Source organism: Paenibacillus marchantiae (assembly GCF_028771845.1).
GTDB lineage: Bacteria > Bacillota > Bacilli > Paenibacillales > Paenibacillaceae > Paenibacillus > Paenibacillus marchantiae.
In genome coordinates this window covers 350,664-368,171 of the sequence record NZ_CP118270.1, presented here as the reverse complement: position 1 = coordinate 368,171, position 17,508 = coordinate 350,664, and the positions used below count along the sequence as shown (strand labels likewise).

At 47.8% G+C, this 17,508-nt stretch carries 8 protein-coding genes, 1 tRNA gene and 3 rRNA genes; 10 read left to right on the top strand and 2 right to left on the bottom strand.

Going from position 1 to position 17,508, the window contains the following annotated elements:
- The first annotated feature begins 21 nt into the window (after positions 1-21).
- Positions 22-2,040, top strand: a complete 2,019-nt coding sequence (gene ligA / locus PTQ21_RS01910) for an NAD-dependent DNA ligase LigA (RefSeq protein ID WP_063568265.1) — start codon at positions 22-24, stop codon at positions 2,038-2,040.
- 131 nt (positions 2,041-2,171) lie between these two features.
- Here ligA and PTQ21_RS01905 read toward each other — a convergent pair.
- Together PTQ21_RS01905 and PTQ21_RS01900 are read right to left on the bottom strand one after the other, a co-directional pair.
- Positions 2,172-3,316, bottom strand: a protein-coding gene (locus tag PTQ21_RS01905) for an IS3 family transposase (protein WP_274568604.1) whose coding sequence is annotated in 2 segments (ribosomal slippage) — positions 2,172-3,043 and positions 3,043-3,316 — 1,146 coding nt in all. Because the reading frame shifts where the segments join, the coding sequence is not laid out codon by codon here.
- Positions 3,317-3,480: 164 nt separating this feature from the next.
- Complete coding sequence (locus PTQ21_RS01900; protein WP_274568603.1) at positions 3,481-4,833, bottom strand: molybdopterin-dependent oxidoreductase; 1,353 nt, start codon at positions 4,831-4,833, stop codon at positions 3,481-3,483.
- 751 nt (positions 4,834-5,584) lie between these two features.
- Here PTQ21_RS01900 and PTQ21_RS01895 point away from each other — a divergent pair.
- The 9 genes from PTQ21_RS01895 to clpC all read left to right on the top strand — a co-directional run bounded on the left by PTQ21_RS01895 (position 5,585) and on the right by clpC (position 17,370).
- A 16S ribosomal RNA gene (locus PTQ21_RS01895) occupies positions 5,585-7,137 on the top strand.
- Between the two features lie 102 nt (positions 7,138-7,239).
- A tRNA-Ala gene (locus tag PTQ21_RS01890) sits at positions 7,240-7,315 on the top strand.
- Between the two features lie 254 nt (positions 7,316-7,569).
- Positions 7,570-10,496 (top strand): 23S ribosomal RNA (locus tag PTQ21_RS01885).
- 144 nt (positions 10,497-10,640) lie between these two features.
- A 5S ribosomal RNA gene (gene rrf / locus PTQ21_RS01880) occupies positions 10,641-10,757 on the top strand.
- Together the 16S, 23S and 5S rRNA genes with 1 tRNA gene alongside form the textbook arrangement of a ribosomal RNA operon.
- Positions 10,758-10,957: 200 nt before the next feature.
- On the top strand, positions 10,958-12,133 hold the full coding sequence (locus PTQ21_RS01875; RefSeq protein WP_090811983.1) for a GNAT family N-acetyltransferase: 1,176 nt from the start codon (positions 10,958-10,960) through the stop codon (positions 12,131-12,133).
- A 472-nt stretch (positions 12,134-12,605) separates the two neighbouring features.
- Positions 12,606-13,067 carry a CtsR family transcriptional regulator gene (locus PTQ21_RS01870; protein ID WP_063567405.1) on the top strand — a complete coding sequence of 154 codons (462 nt, stop codon included), beginning with the start codon at positions 12,606-12,608 and terminating at the stop codon, positions 13,065-13,067.
- A 30-nt stretch (positions 13,068-13,097) separates the two neighbouring features.
- Entirely contained in the window at positions 13,098-13,622 is a 525-nt protein-coding gene (locus tag PTQ21_RS01865; RefSeq protein WP_063567406.1) for a protein-arginine kinase activator protein McsA, read from the top strand.
- A 28-nt stretch (positions 13,623-13,650) separates the two neighbouring features.
- Entirely contained in the window at positions 13,651-14,721 is a 1,071-nt protein-coding gene (locus PTQ21_RS01860) for a protein-arginine kinase McsB (protein WP_053779232.1), read from the top strand.
- A gap of 186 nt (positions 14,722-14,907) precedes the next feature.
- The gene (clpC, locus tag PTQ21_RS01855; protein WP_063567408.1) at positions 14,908-17,370 is read left to right on the top strand and encodes an ATP-dependent protease ATP-binding subunit ClpC; all 2,463 of its coding nucleotides are present in this window, start codon (positions 14,908-14,910) and stop codon (positions 17,368-17,370) included.
- Positions 17,371-17,508: the final 138 nt, after the last annotated feature.

Below are 17,508 nucleotides of genomic sequence, written 5' to 3'. Positions count from 1 at the left end.
ATAACGGAGGGATGGCCCTGTATGGACCCGATGCACCGGATGGAGCAACTCGTTACCGAGCTAAACCAGCATAATTATCAGTACTACACGATGGATCAGCCGCAGATCAGCGACAAGGAGTATGATCTTCTGTACGACGAACTGGTTACGCTGGAACAGGAGAGTGGCATGGTTTTGCCTGATTCTCCGACACAGCGTGTGGGTGGTGAACTGCTCAAAGGGTTTACACCGCATCGCCATTTATCCTCATTGTGGAGCTTGGACAAAGCCCAGAATATAGAGCAGCTGCGAAACTGGAATACTCGTGTGCTCAAGCTGGTCAATGACTTCAACACCAAAAATCCAGACAATCCGTTGCCCGAACCTGGCTATGTGATTGAACTGAAGTTTGACGGTTTGACCCTGAATCTAACGTACACAAACGGTGAGTTGGTTCAAGCCTCTACGCGTGGAAACGGAGCTGTAGGGGAGGGCATTTTGGCTCAGGTTAGAACCATTAAATCTGTTCCGCTTAAAATCCCGTATACAGGCGGCACAATTGAAGTCCAGGGTGAAGGCATCATGAACCTGTCTGTATTGAATCGTTATAATGAAACGGCAGCAGAACCGCTCAAAAATGCCCGGAATGCCGCGGCAGGAGCACTGCGCAACTTAAATCCGAAGACTACCGCTGAGCGACGATTGAACGCCTATTTCTATAATGTAGGTTATTCGGATGATATTCAGTTTGCCAACCATCAGGAGATGATGGACTTTCTCCGTGAGAATCGATTTAAAGTCAATCCGTCCATTACGTATTTCCATGAGTTTGATGATGTGATGGAGCAGTTGGCTGCGATACAGGAGAGCCGTGGCCAACTGGACTACCTGATCGATGGAGCTGTTATCAAAATCACAGACATGCGCACCCGTGAGGCATTGGGTTACACGGATAAATTCCCTCGATGGGCGGTAGCGTACAAATTCGAGGCGGAAGAGACCACAACCGTTCTGAACTCTGTAGTCTGGAATGTGGGTCGTACCGGCAAAGTAACTCCACTTGCTCGAGTTGAACCGGTTGAGCTAGCTGGGGTAACGGTACAGAACTGCACGTTGAATAACGTAGGTGACATTGAGCGGAAAAATCTGAAGTTTGCCTTGGGTACACGTGTCTTTATCCGTCGTTCCAATGATGTTATTCCTGAGATACTGGGTAAAGTGACTGAAGAGAGTGATGGCGAGGAAATCGTGTTCCCTGAGCAATGTCCGGCATGTGGATTCCCGCTGGAACAGCGTGGAGCGCATTTATTCTGTAACAACAAGCTGGCGTGCAAACCGCAGACGGTGGCCCGGATTTCTCATTTTGCTTCCCGTGATGCTATGGACATTGAGACATTCAGCGAGAAAACGGCGATTCAGCTGTACGATGAATTGAACGTGCGTGAGCCTGCTGACCTGTATACATTGCAATTCGATGATTTGGTGAAGCTGGAGCGGTTTGGTGAAAAGAAAGCGAACAACCTTATTGCTGCACTGGAGCAGAGCAAGGATCGTGACCTCGCTTCGTTCCTATATTCACTGGGCATTCCGAATACAGGTAAATCGACTACACGTATGCTGGCTGATCATTACCGCGACCTGCATGCCATTATGAATGCAACGGCAGAGGAACTCGTTGAACTACCTGATGTAGGTGGTATTGTAGCTGAGAGCATTGTGACTTTCTTTGCAGACCCGTTTACAAAGGCAGCTATCGAGAAGATGCTGAATTTAGGCGTGAAAGCTCAGGCGCCTGAGGCACCAGCAGCGATTGTGGAAGATTCCTTCTTCAGTGGCAAAACGGTCGTGCTGACCGGAACGCTGCATCAACTTACGCGGGAAGAGGCAACGCAACGACTCGAAGCACTTGGAGCGAAGGTAACGGGTAGTGTCTCCAAAAAGACAGACCTCGTTATTGCCGGAGAGAAGGCAGGTTCTAAACTGACCAAAGCTCATGATCTCGGCATTCCTACCATTGAGGATGAGGACGAACTTGTACGTCTTTTAAATCAAGAGGGATAGATTCTGAATGTGGAGTAGGCTTTGATTAAATCGCAGCTTAACTGGAATAAGTAATAGATAACTTAAAGACCCCTGTACCACGAATGGGACTGCACCCCTTTTGTGAGACAGGGATCAAAACACCTTGCAAGTTAAGTAGCCAGTCTTCGGAAATCCATCGGAGACTGGTTATTTAGTTTTGTTTGAATTCGAATTGAGTTATAGTAAGTAATGTAGTTTCGAACGGTCTGTTCAACGATGGCCGTCGTTGTAGACATCAGATCTTCGAGGTAGAACGTTTCAGACTTTAGTGTGGAATGAAACGACTCTATGGGGGCATTATCAGCGGGCGTTCCTTTTCGGGACATGCTCATGATAATGCCCTTTCCCTTTACTACAGCCTGGTAATTCTGGGACGTGTACACGCTACCTTGGTCGCTATGGAGCAGCATATTGCTTCGCTCTGGAAGTTGATTCAATGTATCCAGAACTAAGCATGTGTCCTGCTTGTCCGCTATACTGTAAGCGACAATTTCTCCGTTGTACAGATCCAAAATGCTTGAAAGGTACAACATTTTGTTACCAAACGGCAAATACGTAATGTCAGTCACCAATTTTTGCAACGGAGCTTCTGCATGAAACTTTCGTTTAAGCAGATGTTCCGCTGGTTGTGCCGGTTGCCCAGTCGTTTTTCGCTTCTTGATCCTCACTCGGCATTGTAATCCCTCGCACTGCATGATTCGCTGAACTCTCTTGTGATTAATTGGACCTTCTGATCGAAGTAAGGCAGTGATCTTTCGATACCCATACCGAAACTTGTGTTGAGTGCAAAGTTGGATGACTTTCTCCACTGTTGGATCTGGGCGCTTCCTCTCAACGGCTGCCTTCCAGCGGTAGTAGGTCGCACGAGCAATTCCAAGCCATGTACAAGCCTCAGATATAGTTACTTCTTCTCGAATGGATTCAATCCAGGCGATGACGACCTCAGCTTCCACCTCCGTTCCAATTCCTTGTACTTTTTTAGCAGTTCCAATTGTTGCTTCAGGAAACGGTTTTCTGCTTTAACTTTTTCGAGCTCTGTGGAGTGACCTGGGCCTTTTCCATAGCTATATTGCTTGCCTACGGGTTGCTCCAGGCGATGAACTTCTCCTTTTCGATACCACCTCATCCACGTTTTCAGCTGTGATTCATTCCGTATCCCCAGTTTCTCCATAACTTCTTTTACGGGTACTTCTGCTAATCTCATTTCTATGGCTTTCATCTTTAGTTCCACGGGATAACTTACTCTAGTTGCCAATGCAAAAACACCTCCAAGATGATCTCCTTATCTTACGACAAGGTTTCATTCACTTGAAGGTGTTTTAATTTGTCTCTCGTTATGGGGTCAGTTCCAATAGTGGAACGGGGGTCTTTTGTTTGCACATTTATTTAAACTCAACTGTATATCGGCAGTAACTCAAATCAGGAACGCGCCTGAGAAGCACCAGTAAGCCATGCATCCTTGTCATAACCTCGTTCTTCCCAGTAGCCGATATGTTCGCTGTCAATCAGTTCAATACGATTCAGCCACTTGACAGACTTATAGGCATACATCTGGGGAATGACCAAGCGTACCGGACCGCCCAAATCTGCCGGGATCGGTTTGCCGTCATGCATGACAGCTACCATAATATCATCCATCTGTGCCTGATCCATCGTTATCGCATCCGTATATACACCGTCCCCGGAGTAGAACTTGACGCTGTGCGCTTCGGGTTTTACGCATGCTTGGGTCAAAAGTTGCTTAAGAGATATTCCCTCCCAAGTATTCTTATATACAGACCAGCCTGTAACGCAGTGAAAGTCGCTGACCTGAACGGTACGTGCAAGTTTCACGAACTGCTCCCAGTTCCATACCTGTGCCCGTTCAACAAGCCCATCAATCCGGAATGACCAGTTTGCATTGGAAAAGGAAGGTATCGGTGTAACCGTGTATACGCGAAAATGACCTTCAGCTCCGCCTCCGACGGGCGGTGAGGAAGCTGGCAGCGCTTGTGGCAAAGGCACCATGTGATTGGGGTCGTTCTCCAGCATGCTATCAATACTATTGTCTAGTTTGAGGTTTCGTCCAACCCATGATATAAAAGTAGGCCCCAAAGTCACAGCTAGGCCCACGCCTACAGCAGAACGAATAAATGCCCGCCGTGTATACACGGGTTGAGGTTTCTCTGGTTGATGGAGAGGACTCTCCTTAATGGTACGTATAGATTCGGTAGAAACTACCGCTGCTGGCGTCGTATATTCATCAGGAGCATCAGTTGGATGCACCCTATTTCTACCCTCTGCTACAACTGTCGTTGCTTTTACTGCACGGCGTGCAGGATCTTTTAACCATCTCGTTCGCGTGATGGAGTGGTAGATAATATAAGGCAGGCCCACCCAAGTCAGCAAATCATGAACCAGAAGCGCGGCATTCGACCATCTCGGCCCAGCGAGCTTGAACTGCCATAACACTATACCTGATAACAGCCACCCTACCAGCAGTGCAAGAACAACGATTGTATTTGCTCTCTGCCACGGCCGATTACGAAGTTGTTTCCAGTGCTTTCCGGCCAAAAGTAAGTAATACACCACAGGTGCTAGCATAGCTAGACCGACGACAATATGTAGCCACTTTAACCATACGCGTCCAATCCCGAGTAACTCACGCCAGAAACCACCGACCAACATAAGACCTGATACCGCGAGGATGACAACAATCCAGGCATTCCAGGCATGAATGGAAACGAGCTTTTTACCATAACCCTTTCGAATGTTCTTCAGCCATTGCTTCATATGCTTTCACCCCATATAGGTTATTCATCAGAGCATCCTCGATATAAATGAAGCCGATTGTGATTAGAGAGCGGTTCTGAATTTAGTATTATTGTGTACTGTGTCAGTGATTACTTGAACGGGAGTATCCTATTCATTCCTTATTCTATATTATATATACCTTATTATAGAGCGTTTTGGATCACTTGTATCAAAAGGTGAAGGGAAACACTTCTAATATAAAAGTATCCTCTAATTGGTTATCTAATACTATTGGTTCAAAAGTAGATGTACCCTTTCTGTTTTAAGTAAATAGAATTCATTTTTCAGTAACTCGAAGTATCTGTATGTAAATAGAGTTGATCCATCCGGATTCATATAATCTGTCGATTGATGTAGTTGAGAGTTTCGTTAGATAGCGGGAGTTGTGGATTATAAATCATTTATATAAAGGTTATTAAAAAGTGCTTGCTAAATAAATTAGATCATGATATATTATTTCTTGTCGCCTCAAGCGAATGATTGTCGAAACGCTTTGAACGCTGACGAAAAAAAGAGTTGACAGTTAGTTAGTCGACATGACATGATAAGATAAGATTCCTGTCCGGTTGACAAGCATTAACACAAACGGACAACAAGTTCCTTGAAAACTGAACAAATGGATAGTAACTTTTGATTCATAATGAATCGTCAGATTCAAAATGAGCTTATCGCTCTTTTCAATACCGCCGATGATTTTCATAGCGTCTAACCACGCTGCTGAAATTCATCTTTATTGGAGAGTTTGATCCTGGCTCAGGACGAACGCTGGCGGCATGCCTAATACATGCAAGTCGAGCGGACTTGAAGAGAAGCTTGCTTCTAGGATAGTTAGCGGCGGACGGGTGAGTAACACGTAGGCAACCTGCCCTCAAGTTTGGGACAACTACCGGAAACGGTAGCTAATACCGAATAGTTGTTTTCTTCTCCTGAAGGAAACTGGAAAGACGGAGCAATCTGTCACTTGGGGATGGGCCTGCGGCGCATTAGCTAGTTGGTGGGGTAACGGCTCACCAAGGCGACGATGCGTAGCCGACCTGAGAGGGTGATCGGCCACACTGGGACTGAGACACGGCCCAGACTCCTACGGGAGGCAGCAGTAGGGAATCTTCCGCAATGGGCGAAAGCCTGACGGAGCAATGCCGCGTGAGTGATGAAGGTTTTCGGATCGTAAAGCTCTGTTGCCAGGGAAGAACGCTTGGGAGAGTAACTGCTCTCAAGGTGACGGTACCTGAGAAGAAAGCCCCGGCTAACTACGTGCCAGCAGCCGCGGTAATACGTAGGGGGCAAGCGTTGTCCGGAATTATTGGGCGTAAAGCGCGCGCAGGCGGTCATTTAAGTCTGGTGTTTAATCCCGGGGCTCAACCCCGGATCGCACTGGAAACTGGGTGACTTGAGTGCAGAAGAGGAGAGTGGAATTCCACGTGTAGCGGTGAAATGCGTAGATATGTGGAGGAACACCAGTGGCGAAGGCGACTCTCTGGGCTGTAACTGACGCTGAGGCGCGAAAGCGTGGGGAGCAAACAGGATTAGATACCCTGGTAGTCCACGCCGTAAACGATGAGTGCTAGGTGTTAGGGGTTTCGATACCCTTGGTGCCGAAGTTAACACATTAAGCACTCCGCCTGGGGAGTACGGTCGCAAGACTGAAACTCAAAGGAATTGACGGGGACCCGCACAAGCAGTGGAGTATGTGGTTTAATTCGAAGCAACGCGAAGAACCTTACCAGGTCTTGACATCCCTCTGATCGGTACAGAGATGTATCTTTCCTTCGGGACAGAGGAGACAGGTGGTGCATGGTTGTCGTCAGCTCGTGTCGTGAGATGTTGGGTTAAGTCCCGCAACGAGCGCAACCCTTATATTTAGTTGCCAGCACTTCGGGTGGGCACTCTAGATAGACTGCCGGTGACAAACCGGAGGAAGGTGGGGATGACGTCAAATCATCATGCCCCTTATGACCTGGGCTACACACGTACTACAATGGCCGGTACAACGGGCTGCGAAATCGCGAGATGGAGCCAATCCCAACAAAGCCGGTCTCAGTTCGGATTGCAGGCTGCAACTCGCCTGCATGAAGTCGGAATTGCTAGTAATCGCGGATCAGCATGCCGCGGTGAATACGTTCCCGGGTCTTGTACACACCGCCCGTCACACCACGAGAGTTTATAACACCCGAAGTCGGTGGGGTAACCGCAAGGAGCCAGCCGCCGAAGGTGGGATAGATGATTGGGGTGAAGTCGTAACAAGGTAGCCGTATCGGAAGGTGCGGCTGGATCACCTCCTTTCTATGGAGAATCGTTTCCCGAGTGGAAACATTCAAATAGCAGACTAGATCTGCAACAGCAACACAGTTACTTATCCATTTGTTCAGTTTTGATGGAATTTGAGGGGCCATAGCTCAGCTGGGAGAGCGCCTGCCTTGCAAGCAGGAGGTCAGCGGTTCGATCCCGCTTGGCTCCACCAAAAAATTTCGTCTATTTAGCTTGTTCTTTGAAAACTAGATATCGAAACGAAAATTGCGAATTAGAACATTCCTTTTAGGGATGAATGCTTGTTCGGTTCAAGTAACTGAAACAACAATCATCCTAGCTGAACTTGTGTTAAAACAAGTTTTAATAAATAGTGAAGACTGCATTGCGATGGTATTGAATGGGAGCGACTTTTGGCTTTGCGTAAGCAAAACAAGGGAAGCGAGCAGTCAAAACCGGAGCAACTATGGTTAAGCTACTAAGAGCACACGGAGGATGCCTAGGCGCTAGGAGCCGATGAAGGACGTGGCGAACAACGAAACTGCCTCGGGGAGCTGTAAGCAAGCTTTGATCCGGGGGTGTCCGAATGGGGAAACCCAGCTGGGGTAATTTCCAGTTACTCATAACTGAATACATAGGTTATGTAGAGGCATACCAGGGGAACTGAAACATCTAAGTACCTTGAGGAAGAGAAAACAATAGTGATTCCGTCAGTAGCGGCGAGCGAACGCGGAGAAGCCCAAACCAGAGAGCTTGCTCTTTGGGGTTGTGGGACATCTCACATGGAGTTACAAAGGAACCGGTTAAGCGAAGAGGTCTGGAAAGGCCCGCCAAAGAAGGTAAAAGCCCTGTAATTGAAAGTCTGTTCCCTCCGAGATGTATCCCGAGTAGTGCGGGGCACGTGAAACCCCGTATGAATCCGGCAGGACCATCTGCCAAGGCTAAATACTTCCTAGCGACCGATAGTGAAGCAGTACCGTGAGGGAAAGGTGAAAAGCACCCCGGAAGGGGAGTGAAATAGAACCTGAAACCGTGTGCTTACAAAAAGTCAGAGCCCGTTTTAGGGGTGATGGCGTGCCTTTTGTAGAATGAACCGGCGAGTTACGTTCCCGTGCAAGGTTAAGGTGAAGAGCCGGAGCCGCAGCGAAAGCGAGTCTGAATAGGGCGACATAGTACGTGGACGTAGACCCGAAACCGGGTGATCTACCCCTGTCCAGGGTGAAGGTGCGGTAACACGCACTGGAGGCCCGAACCCACGCATGTTGAAAAATGCGGGGATGAGGTGGGGGTAGCGGAGAAATTCCAATCGAACTCGGAGATAGCTGGTTCTCCCCGAAATAGCTTTAGGGCTAGCCTCGGAAAACAGAGTCGTGGAGGTAGAGCACTGATTGGGTGCGGGGCCCGCAAGGGTTACCAAGCTCAGTCAAACTCCGAATGCCATAGACTTACTTCCGGGAGTCAGACAGTGAGTGCTAAGATCCATTGTCAAAAGGGAAACAGCCCAGACCATCAGCTAAGGTCCCCAAGTGTGTGTTAAGTGGGAAAGGATGTGGAGTTGCACAGACAACCAGGATGTTGGCTTAGAAGCAGCCACCATTGAAAGAGTGCGTAATAGCTCACTGGTCGAGTGACTCTGCGCCGAAAATGTAACGGGGCTAAACACACCACCGAAGCTATGGCTTGATGCTTTGCATCAGGGGTAGGGGAGCGTTGTATAAGGGTTGAAGGTGTACCGTAAGGAGCGCTGGACATTATACAAGTGAGAATGCCGGTATGAGTAACGAAAAGATCAGTGAGAATCTGATCCGCCGAAAGCCTAAGGGTTCCTGAGGAAGGCTCGTCCGCTCAGGGTAAGTCGGGACCTAAGGCGAGGCCGAAAGGCGTAGTCGAAGGACAACAGGTCGAAATTCCTGTACCACCGTAAGCCGTTATGAGCAATGGGGGGACGCAGCAGGGTAGTGACGCGGACTGATGGATGTCCGTCTAAGCAGTGAGGCTGATGTGTAGGCAAATCCGCACATCGTTAAGGCTGGGCTGTGATGGGGAGCGAAAATTATAGTAGCGAAGGTCATGATCTCACACTGCCAAGAAAAGCCTCTAGCCAGGTGATGGTGCCCGTACCGCAAACCGACACAGGTAGGCGAGAAGAGAATTCTAAGGCGCGCGGAAGAACTCTCGTTAAGGAACTCGGCAAAATGACCCCGTAACTTCGGGAGAAGGGGTGCCCCGGTAGTGTGAATAGCACGAGGGGGCCGCAGTGAAAAGGCCCAAGCGACTGTTTAGCAAAAACACAGGTCTGTGCGAAGCCGTAAGGCGAAGTATACGGGCTGACGCCTGCCCGGTGCTGGAAGGTTAAGGGGAGCGGTTAGGAGCAATCCGAAGCTGTGAACCGAAGCCCCAGTAAACGGCGGCCGTAACTATAACGGTCCTAAGGTAGCGAAATTCCTTGTCAGGTAAATTCTGACCCGCACGAATGGCGTAACGACTTGGGCGCTGTCTCAACGAGAGATCCGGTGAAATTTTAATACCTGTGAAGATGCAGGTTACCCGCGACAAGACGGAAAGACCCCATGGAGCTTTACTGCAGCTTGATATTGAATTTGGGTACGATCTGTACAGGATAGGTGGGAGCCTTTGAAACGTGAGCGCCAGCTTGCGTGGAGGCACCGTTGGGATACCACCCTGATCGTATCTAGGTTCTAACCTGGTACCGTAATCCGGTGCGGGGACAGTGTCAGGTGGGCAGTTTGACTGGGGCGGTCGCCTCCTAAAGAGTAACGGAGGCGCCCAAAGGTTCCCTCAGAATGGTTGGAAATCATTCGAAGAGTGCAAAGGCATAAGGGAGCTTGACTGCGAGACCTACAAGTCGAGCAGGGACGAAAGTCGGGCTTAGTGATCCGGTGGTACCGCATGGAAGGGCCATCGCTCAACGGATAAAAGCTACCCTGGGGATAACAGGCTTATCTCCCCCAAGAGTCCACATCGACGGGGAGGTTTGGCACCTCGATGTCGGCTCATCGCATCCTGGGGCTGAAGTAGGTCCCAAGGGTTGGGCTGTTCGCCCATTAAAGCGGTACGCGAGCTGGGTTCAGAACGTCGTGAGACAGTTCGGTCCCTATCTGTCGTGGGCGTAGGAAATTTGAGAGGAGCTGTCCTTAGTACGAGAGGACCGGGATGGACGTACCGCTGGTGTACCAGTTGTTCCGCCAGGAGCACCGCTGGGTAGCTATGTACGGAAGGGATAAGCGCTGAAAGCATCTAAGCGTGAAGCCCCCCTCAAGATGAGATTTCCCAGTATGTAAGACCCCTTGAAGACGACGAGGTAGATAGGCTGGGGGTGGAAGTGCAGCAATGCATGGAGCTGACCAGTACTAATCGGTCGAGGGCTTATCCAAATATGCAAGTTATAAATCGCACATTTCGTTTCGGATCTAGTTTTCAGAGAATAATCTCTGAAATGAAAATCGGTACATCACAGAATGTGTGTATGATTTTCAGTTCTACAATGATTTCAAGAAGCTATGCTTCGACAAATCGCGTTTGGTGGCGATGGCGGAGGGGTTCCACACGTACCCATCCCGAACACGACCGTTAAGCCCTCTAGCGCCGATGGTACTTGGACCGCAGGGTCCTGGGAGAGTAGGACGCCGCCAAGCGAAGAACCACTGCCGATGTTATTCGGTGGTGGTTTTTATTTGTGTTTTTTAATATAGATCGTTATCCCCGAGAGATGCCCGCGCATCTCTTGTTTGACTTTGTCCCGTTCCTCTGACACACTCATAAATGGATACATACATCACGTATCAGGCCATGATTTGAAAGATATCATAACTTAGAGAACGGGGTGCAGGACGACATGGAAATTCAGAAATTAACCGTAGATGATTTTGAGCCAGCTATGGCACTCTCCGAGTATGCTTTTCAAGTGGTAATGAGTGAAGAGCAAACGGAGAAGAGACGGAGTCAATTTGATTCACAGGATATATGGGGTGTATTTGAGGAAGGACAATTGGGTGCCAAACTTCATATTATTCCTTTTCAAACCTATATTCATGGGAGATCGTTCGAGATGGGCGGTATTGCGGGAGTAGCGACATGGCCAGAATATAGACGTAAAGGCTGGGTAGCTGGGCTGTTGAAGCATGCGCTGGAGGAAATGAACCGTAACAAACAAAGTATATCGTTTTTGCATCCGTTTTCTTTTGCATTTTATCGGAGATATGGATGGGAGACGTATGTTGAGTTTAAACGATATAAAGTGCCTACAGCTCATCTGCCTGCGAAAAAGGCAACCCCTGGAACAATTCGCCGTGGCGATCCGGGACTCAGTATATTAAAGGAAGTATACAGTGCGTACGCTGAACGCTATAACGGAACCTTGATTCGGGATGATGCGAGATGGGAGAATTCAGTTCTATCTAATGGCGCCAGCCAGAAGGCTGTATATTATGATGAAGCTGGTAAAGCAAAAGGCTATGTTTTATATGAGGTTAAGGAAAGAAAGTTTACCATTAAAGAGATCATTTATCTGAATGAAGAGACAAGACAAGGTTTGTGGACCTTTATTGCCAACCATGATTCCATGATTGAGGAAGTCACTTTACAGGCACCAGCCAGTGATATGCTTGCTTTTCAATTAGATAATCCGCGGATTCAGCAGGAAATTGTACCTTTCTTCATGGCACGTATTGTGAGTGTAGAACAATTTATTTCACAGTATCCTTTTGCGAGCCCAGACTCACCAGTACAGATTAATCTCCAGGTAGAGGATGCCCATGCACCATGGAATGAAGGGGTATGGCAGTTGAATGTGGCGATGAATGGTACAGCTTCGATATGGAAAACATCTGAGTCGGCAGCTAAAGATCAGACTGTTAAAGTAGACATACAGGCGCTCACCGCAATGCTGATGGGGTATCGTAGGCCCGCAGAGATGGCTCAAATAGGTAGAATTGAAGGACCGAATGGAGCGATTAAGGCTTTGGAGCAAGCGATTCCTGAACGGGAAACGTATTTACTTGATTTTTTCTGATCCTCATAGAGTAACGAGTATTTTAGGATCAATTTCATAGACTTAACTTGTATAGCATTACGATGCTAGTGTGAGACAAATGGACTTCTCCAGCTATTTTGGAGAGGTTTTTTTGTGTCAGCCGAATATTTCGTGTAAAATCGTAAAAAATGAATAGTGCTCCCTCTTGGCAAAACCACAAAATATGCTATAATGTATATAAAGTCAAAGAAAGTCAAAGTCAACTAAAGGTTAAATACTTACGTAGCTTTCTTTCTGCAATCCGGTGGTGGGAGCCATATTGAAGGTAGTACACATCAGCGGATAAAAGCAATATTAAAGGACCTTCGAGCGTCCTTCGCTCTCCTGTTAAAGACCGTTGAAGATCAGTTTCGCTGTTTCCTTGATTGGTTAAATGGGTTGAGAAGGTGTACTCTGTAGGGGCGTGTGGGTCCTTATTGACTTAACGTTTCAGACAGTGGAGGATGAGTGGATGCGTAATATCTCTGATATTATCGAACAATATCTGAAGAGTATTTTGCATGAAAGTCCCGAAGGATTGGTCGAAATTCAACGTAATGATCTGGCTGATCAATTTTCATGTGTGCCTTCCCAGATCAATTATGTCATCAGCACCCGATTTACACTCGAAAAAGGTTACCTTGTAGAGAGTAAACGTGGCGGCGGCGGTTATGTTCGCATACAGCGGATTGAATTGCCGGCTCACTCGGCTCTGCATAACCATTTGCACCATAGTATTGGAGATGAGATCGGGCAGACAGCTGCCGAAGGTCTGATCTACCAACTGGAAGAAGCACGTTTCTTAAGCAAAAGGGAAGCCGGGTTGATGCGGGCAGCTGTATCGAGAGAGATTATATTGGTCAAACTTCCTTACCGGGATCAAATTCGTGCCAGAATGTTAAAGGCGATGTTAATATCTTTGCTCGGTAAATGAAAACTATCGGGATCAAGGGGGTACATCATTGTGCTGTGCCAAGAATGCAACAACCGTCCGGCAACACTCCATTTCACGAAGATCGTGAACGGAGAGAAGACGGAATTCCATATTTGTGAGTCATGTGCTCGTGAAAAAGGGGAAATGATTCCCGGAACATCCAACGGATTTTCCATTCATAACTTATTGTCCGGGTTGCTTGATTTTGAACCCTCAGGCAAGAATGGCAGTGCGGGAGCAACACCTGCGCAATCCCTTCGTTGTGAAGAATGCGGCATGACCTATTCACAGTTTAGCAAAATCGGCCGCTTTGGCTGTAGTTCTTGTTATAAATATTTTGACAGTCGTTTGGACCCACTATTTAAACGGGTTCACGGTAGCACTTCCCACGTGGGTAAAGTGCCTGCACGGGCTGGTGGTCGCATCAAGGTCAAAAGACAGATTGCTGATCTGAAACGGGATCTTCAGGAGAGCATAACGCAAGAGGAGTTTGAAGAAGCCGCTCAAATTCGTGATCAGATCAGGGAACTTGAAAAAGAAATAGCTCAGGAGTAAAGTTTGTGATGAGTAGGAGGGATGCGTAATGCCTAATCTGCGTTTTACAGAGAAGGCGCTCAGCGACTGGATGCGTAGTGATGCGGCTGATTCCGAAATCGTCATTAGCAGCCGAGTCCGGATCGCACGCAACCTGCAGCATTATCCGTTTCCGATGCTGGCTTCCAATGAGCAATCGGAAGAAGTGCTGAATAAGCTGAGCGAAGTACTTCAATACGATGACGTTCATGCTTTTGGAGATTTTCATACCCTGGATCTGATTGATATCGATGACCTTGACAAACGGGTGCTGGTGGAGAAGCATTTGATCAGTCCCAGTCTTGCGAACGAATCCAGAAATGGTGCTGTTATTCTCAGTGAGGATGAATCTGTCAGTATTATGATTAATGAAGAGGATCATCTTCGTATCCAGTGCCTCTATCCGGGGTTCCAGGTGAAAGAAGCCTGGGAGAAAGCTTCCGCCATAGATGATGCTTTTGAAGCGCATGTGGATTATGCTTTTGATGACCGCAGAGGATATTTAACCAGCTGTCCTACGAATGTAGGTACAGGTGTAAGAGCATCTGTCATGATGCATCTGCCCGCTCTGGTGATGACACAGCAGATTGGCCGGATTCTAACCGCAGTATCCCAAGTCGGACTGACTGTACGGGGAATTTACGGTGAAGGCAGTGAGGCGATGGGTAACCTGTTCCAGATCTCGAACCAGATCACACTGGGGCAGACGGAACAAGAAGTCATCGATAACCTGCATAGTGTTGTGTTACAGATGATTGGGCATGAGCGTACCGCCAGAGAACGGTTAATTACCGACTCCAGATTGCGGATTACCGACAGGGTTATGCGTTCTTACGGCATTTTGTCCCATGCAGCCATCGTTGATTCGAAGGAAGCTGCACAGCGTCTGTCTGATGTTCGACTTGGTGTAGATCTCGGATTGTTGGACGGCTTGTCCATTACCGTGATGAACGAGTTGAATGTGATGACGCAGCCGGGCTTTTTGCAGAAAACATTTGGGGAAGACATGCGGACAGATGAGCGTGACATATATCGGGCTCAGTTGATCCGTGATACGATCAGTGCAGCCAATCAATCCTAGGTTGTTCAATAGTTGTTTATAAAGGTTTCACGCCGCATTGCGGCTTTTATATAATAGAGCATTTTTATAAATGAATGCTGAATGATTTTATTCGCAGCATGGCTGCAAACAAAAATGATATGAAGAATACGGTGGGATCCTTTCAACAGCCCCCGTTTTATCCAAAACCATGGAGGTGCAGGAGATATGATGTTTGGAAGATTTACGGAACGGGCCCAAAAGGTGCTCGCATTGGCGCAGGAAGAAGCTGTCCGTCTTGGTCATAATAACATCGGTACAGAGCACATTTTGCTCGGCCTCATTCGTGAAGGCGAAGGCATCGCAGCCAAAGCGCTGATCGGCCTGGGACTCGGATTGGAAAAAATTCAAGATGAAGTAGAGACGCTAATTGGCCGTGGCCAAGAGCAACCTACGAACATTGCATATACGCCTCGTGCGAAAAAAGTGATTGAATTGTCTATGGATGAAGCTCGCAAATTGGGCCATACCTATGTAGGCACAGAGCATATCCTGCTTGGATTGATTCGTGAAGGCGAAGGGGTTGCAGCACGTGTGCTGAACAACCTGGGTATTAGTTTGAACAAGGCACGTCAACAAGTGCTGCAACTGCTTGGCAGCAGTGAAGCTGTATCCAGTCATAATGGTACGCCTTCCAATGTCAGCACACCAACACTGGACAGTCTGGCACGTGATCTTACGGCGTATGCCAAGGAGAACAACCTGGACCCAGTGATTGGACGTAGTAAAGAAATCGAACGTGTTATCCAGGTGCTGAGCCGTCGTACCAAGAACAACCCAGTACTGATCGGTGAGCCAGGTGTAGGTAAAACAGCTATCGCTGAAGGACTTGCACAAAAAATCATCGCCAACGAAATTCCAGAGACTTTGCGTGACAAACGTGTCATGACATTGGATATGGGTTCAGTTGTTGCAGGTACAAAATATCGCGGTGAATTCGAAGATCGTCTGAAAAAAATTATGGATGAAATTCGTCAAGCGGGTAACATTGTCTTGTTCATCGACGAATTGCATACCCTGATTGGTGCAGGCGGAGCGGAAGGTGCAATTGATGCTTCGAACATTTTGAAACCGGCTTTGGCCCGTGGAGAATTGCAGTGCATCGGTGCTACAACGTTGGATGAATATCGCAAATATATCGAGAAGGATGCTGCGCTAGAGCGTCGTTTCCAACCGATTACGGTCGATCAGCCTTCTCCAGAAGAAGCGGTTCAAATTTTGCATGGTTTACGTGATCGTTACGAAGCGCATCACCGGGTAAAAATTACGGATGAAGCGATTGTGCAGGCGGTTAAACTGTCTGATCGGTACATTACAGACCGTTTCCTGCCGGACAAAGCGATTGACCTGATTGATGAGGCGGGTTCCAAAGTAAGACTGAACTCTTACACGATCCCACCTAACCTCAAACAACTGGAGAGCCGTCTCGAGGATATCCGGAAGGAAAAAGACGCAGCGGTTCAAAGCCAGGAGTTCGAAAAGGCAGCAGCTCTGCGTGACACGGAACAAAAAATCCGTGAAGAGCTGGATGTAACGAAGAACCAATGGAAAGAAAAACAAGGTCGCACGGATTCTGAGGTAACTCCTGAGGATATCGCACAAGTAGTAGCCAGCTGGACTGGTATTCCGGTGAATCAGCTGAAAGAAGAAGAGACACAACGCTTGATGAATCTGGAATCAATTCTGCATGAACGTGTCATCGGTCAGGATGAGGCTGTGAAGTCCGTCAGTCGTGCAGTTCGTCGTGCTCGTGCCGGATTGAAAGATCCGAAACGTCCAATGGGTTCATTTATCTTCCTTGGTCCTACAGGGGTAGGTAAAACCGAGCTGGCTCGTGCTCTTGCAGAAGCCATGTTCGGGGATGAAAATGCAGTCATCCGGATTGATATGTCCGAGTATGGCGAGAAGCATTCCACTTCAAGACTCGTCGGAGCGCCTCCGGGATATGTGGGATATGAAGAAGGTGGACAGCTGACAGAGAAAGTTCGTCGCAAACCTTACTCTGTCGTCCTGCTCGATGAAATCGAGAAAGCACATCCTGAAGTATTCAACATCTTGCTGCAAGTCCTTGAGGATGGTCGTCTGACCGACTCCAAAGGTCGCGTCGTAGACTTCCGGAATACGTTGATTATTTTGACATCCAATGTGGGTGCGGAAGCGATCAAACGTAACTCTACACTGGGCTTTACGGCAGTAGTGGATGCAGGTGCGGATTACGATAACATGAAGGGTAAAGTGATGGATGAGCTGAAGAAAAGCTTCCGTCCTGAGTTCCTTAACCGGATTGATGAAATTATCGTGTTCCATTCTCTTGAAGAAAAACACATTGCTGAGATTGTTACACTGATGAGTGAAGAGCTTCGTAAACGTCTGAATGAATACGAGGTCGACTTCGAGCTCACAGACAATGCCAAGGCGTTCCTTGCCAAAGCAGGCTTCGATCCGGCCTATGGTGCTCGTCCGCTTCGTCGGGCGATCCAGAAGCATATTGAAGACAAATTGTCGGAAGAATTGCTCACGGGTAATGTGACTAAAGGTGATTCGTTGCTCATCGATGAAGAGAATGGAGCATTGTCTGTAACTAAAAAAGACGTTGTTGTTCCTTCCACTGAGGAAATCGAAACGAAATAAGTAACACTTAACTAGTGACATAACTACTGTGTCTGATGTATAAAACAAAAATCCTTCCTGGCTTTAGTCGGGAAGGATTTTTTTGCGTTTTTGTGCCAGTCAGAGACCCAGAGCTGTTGTTTATCAGAAAATAAACTT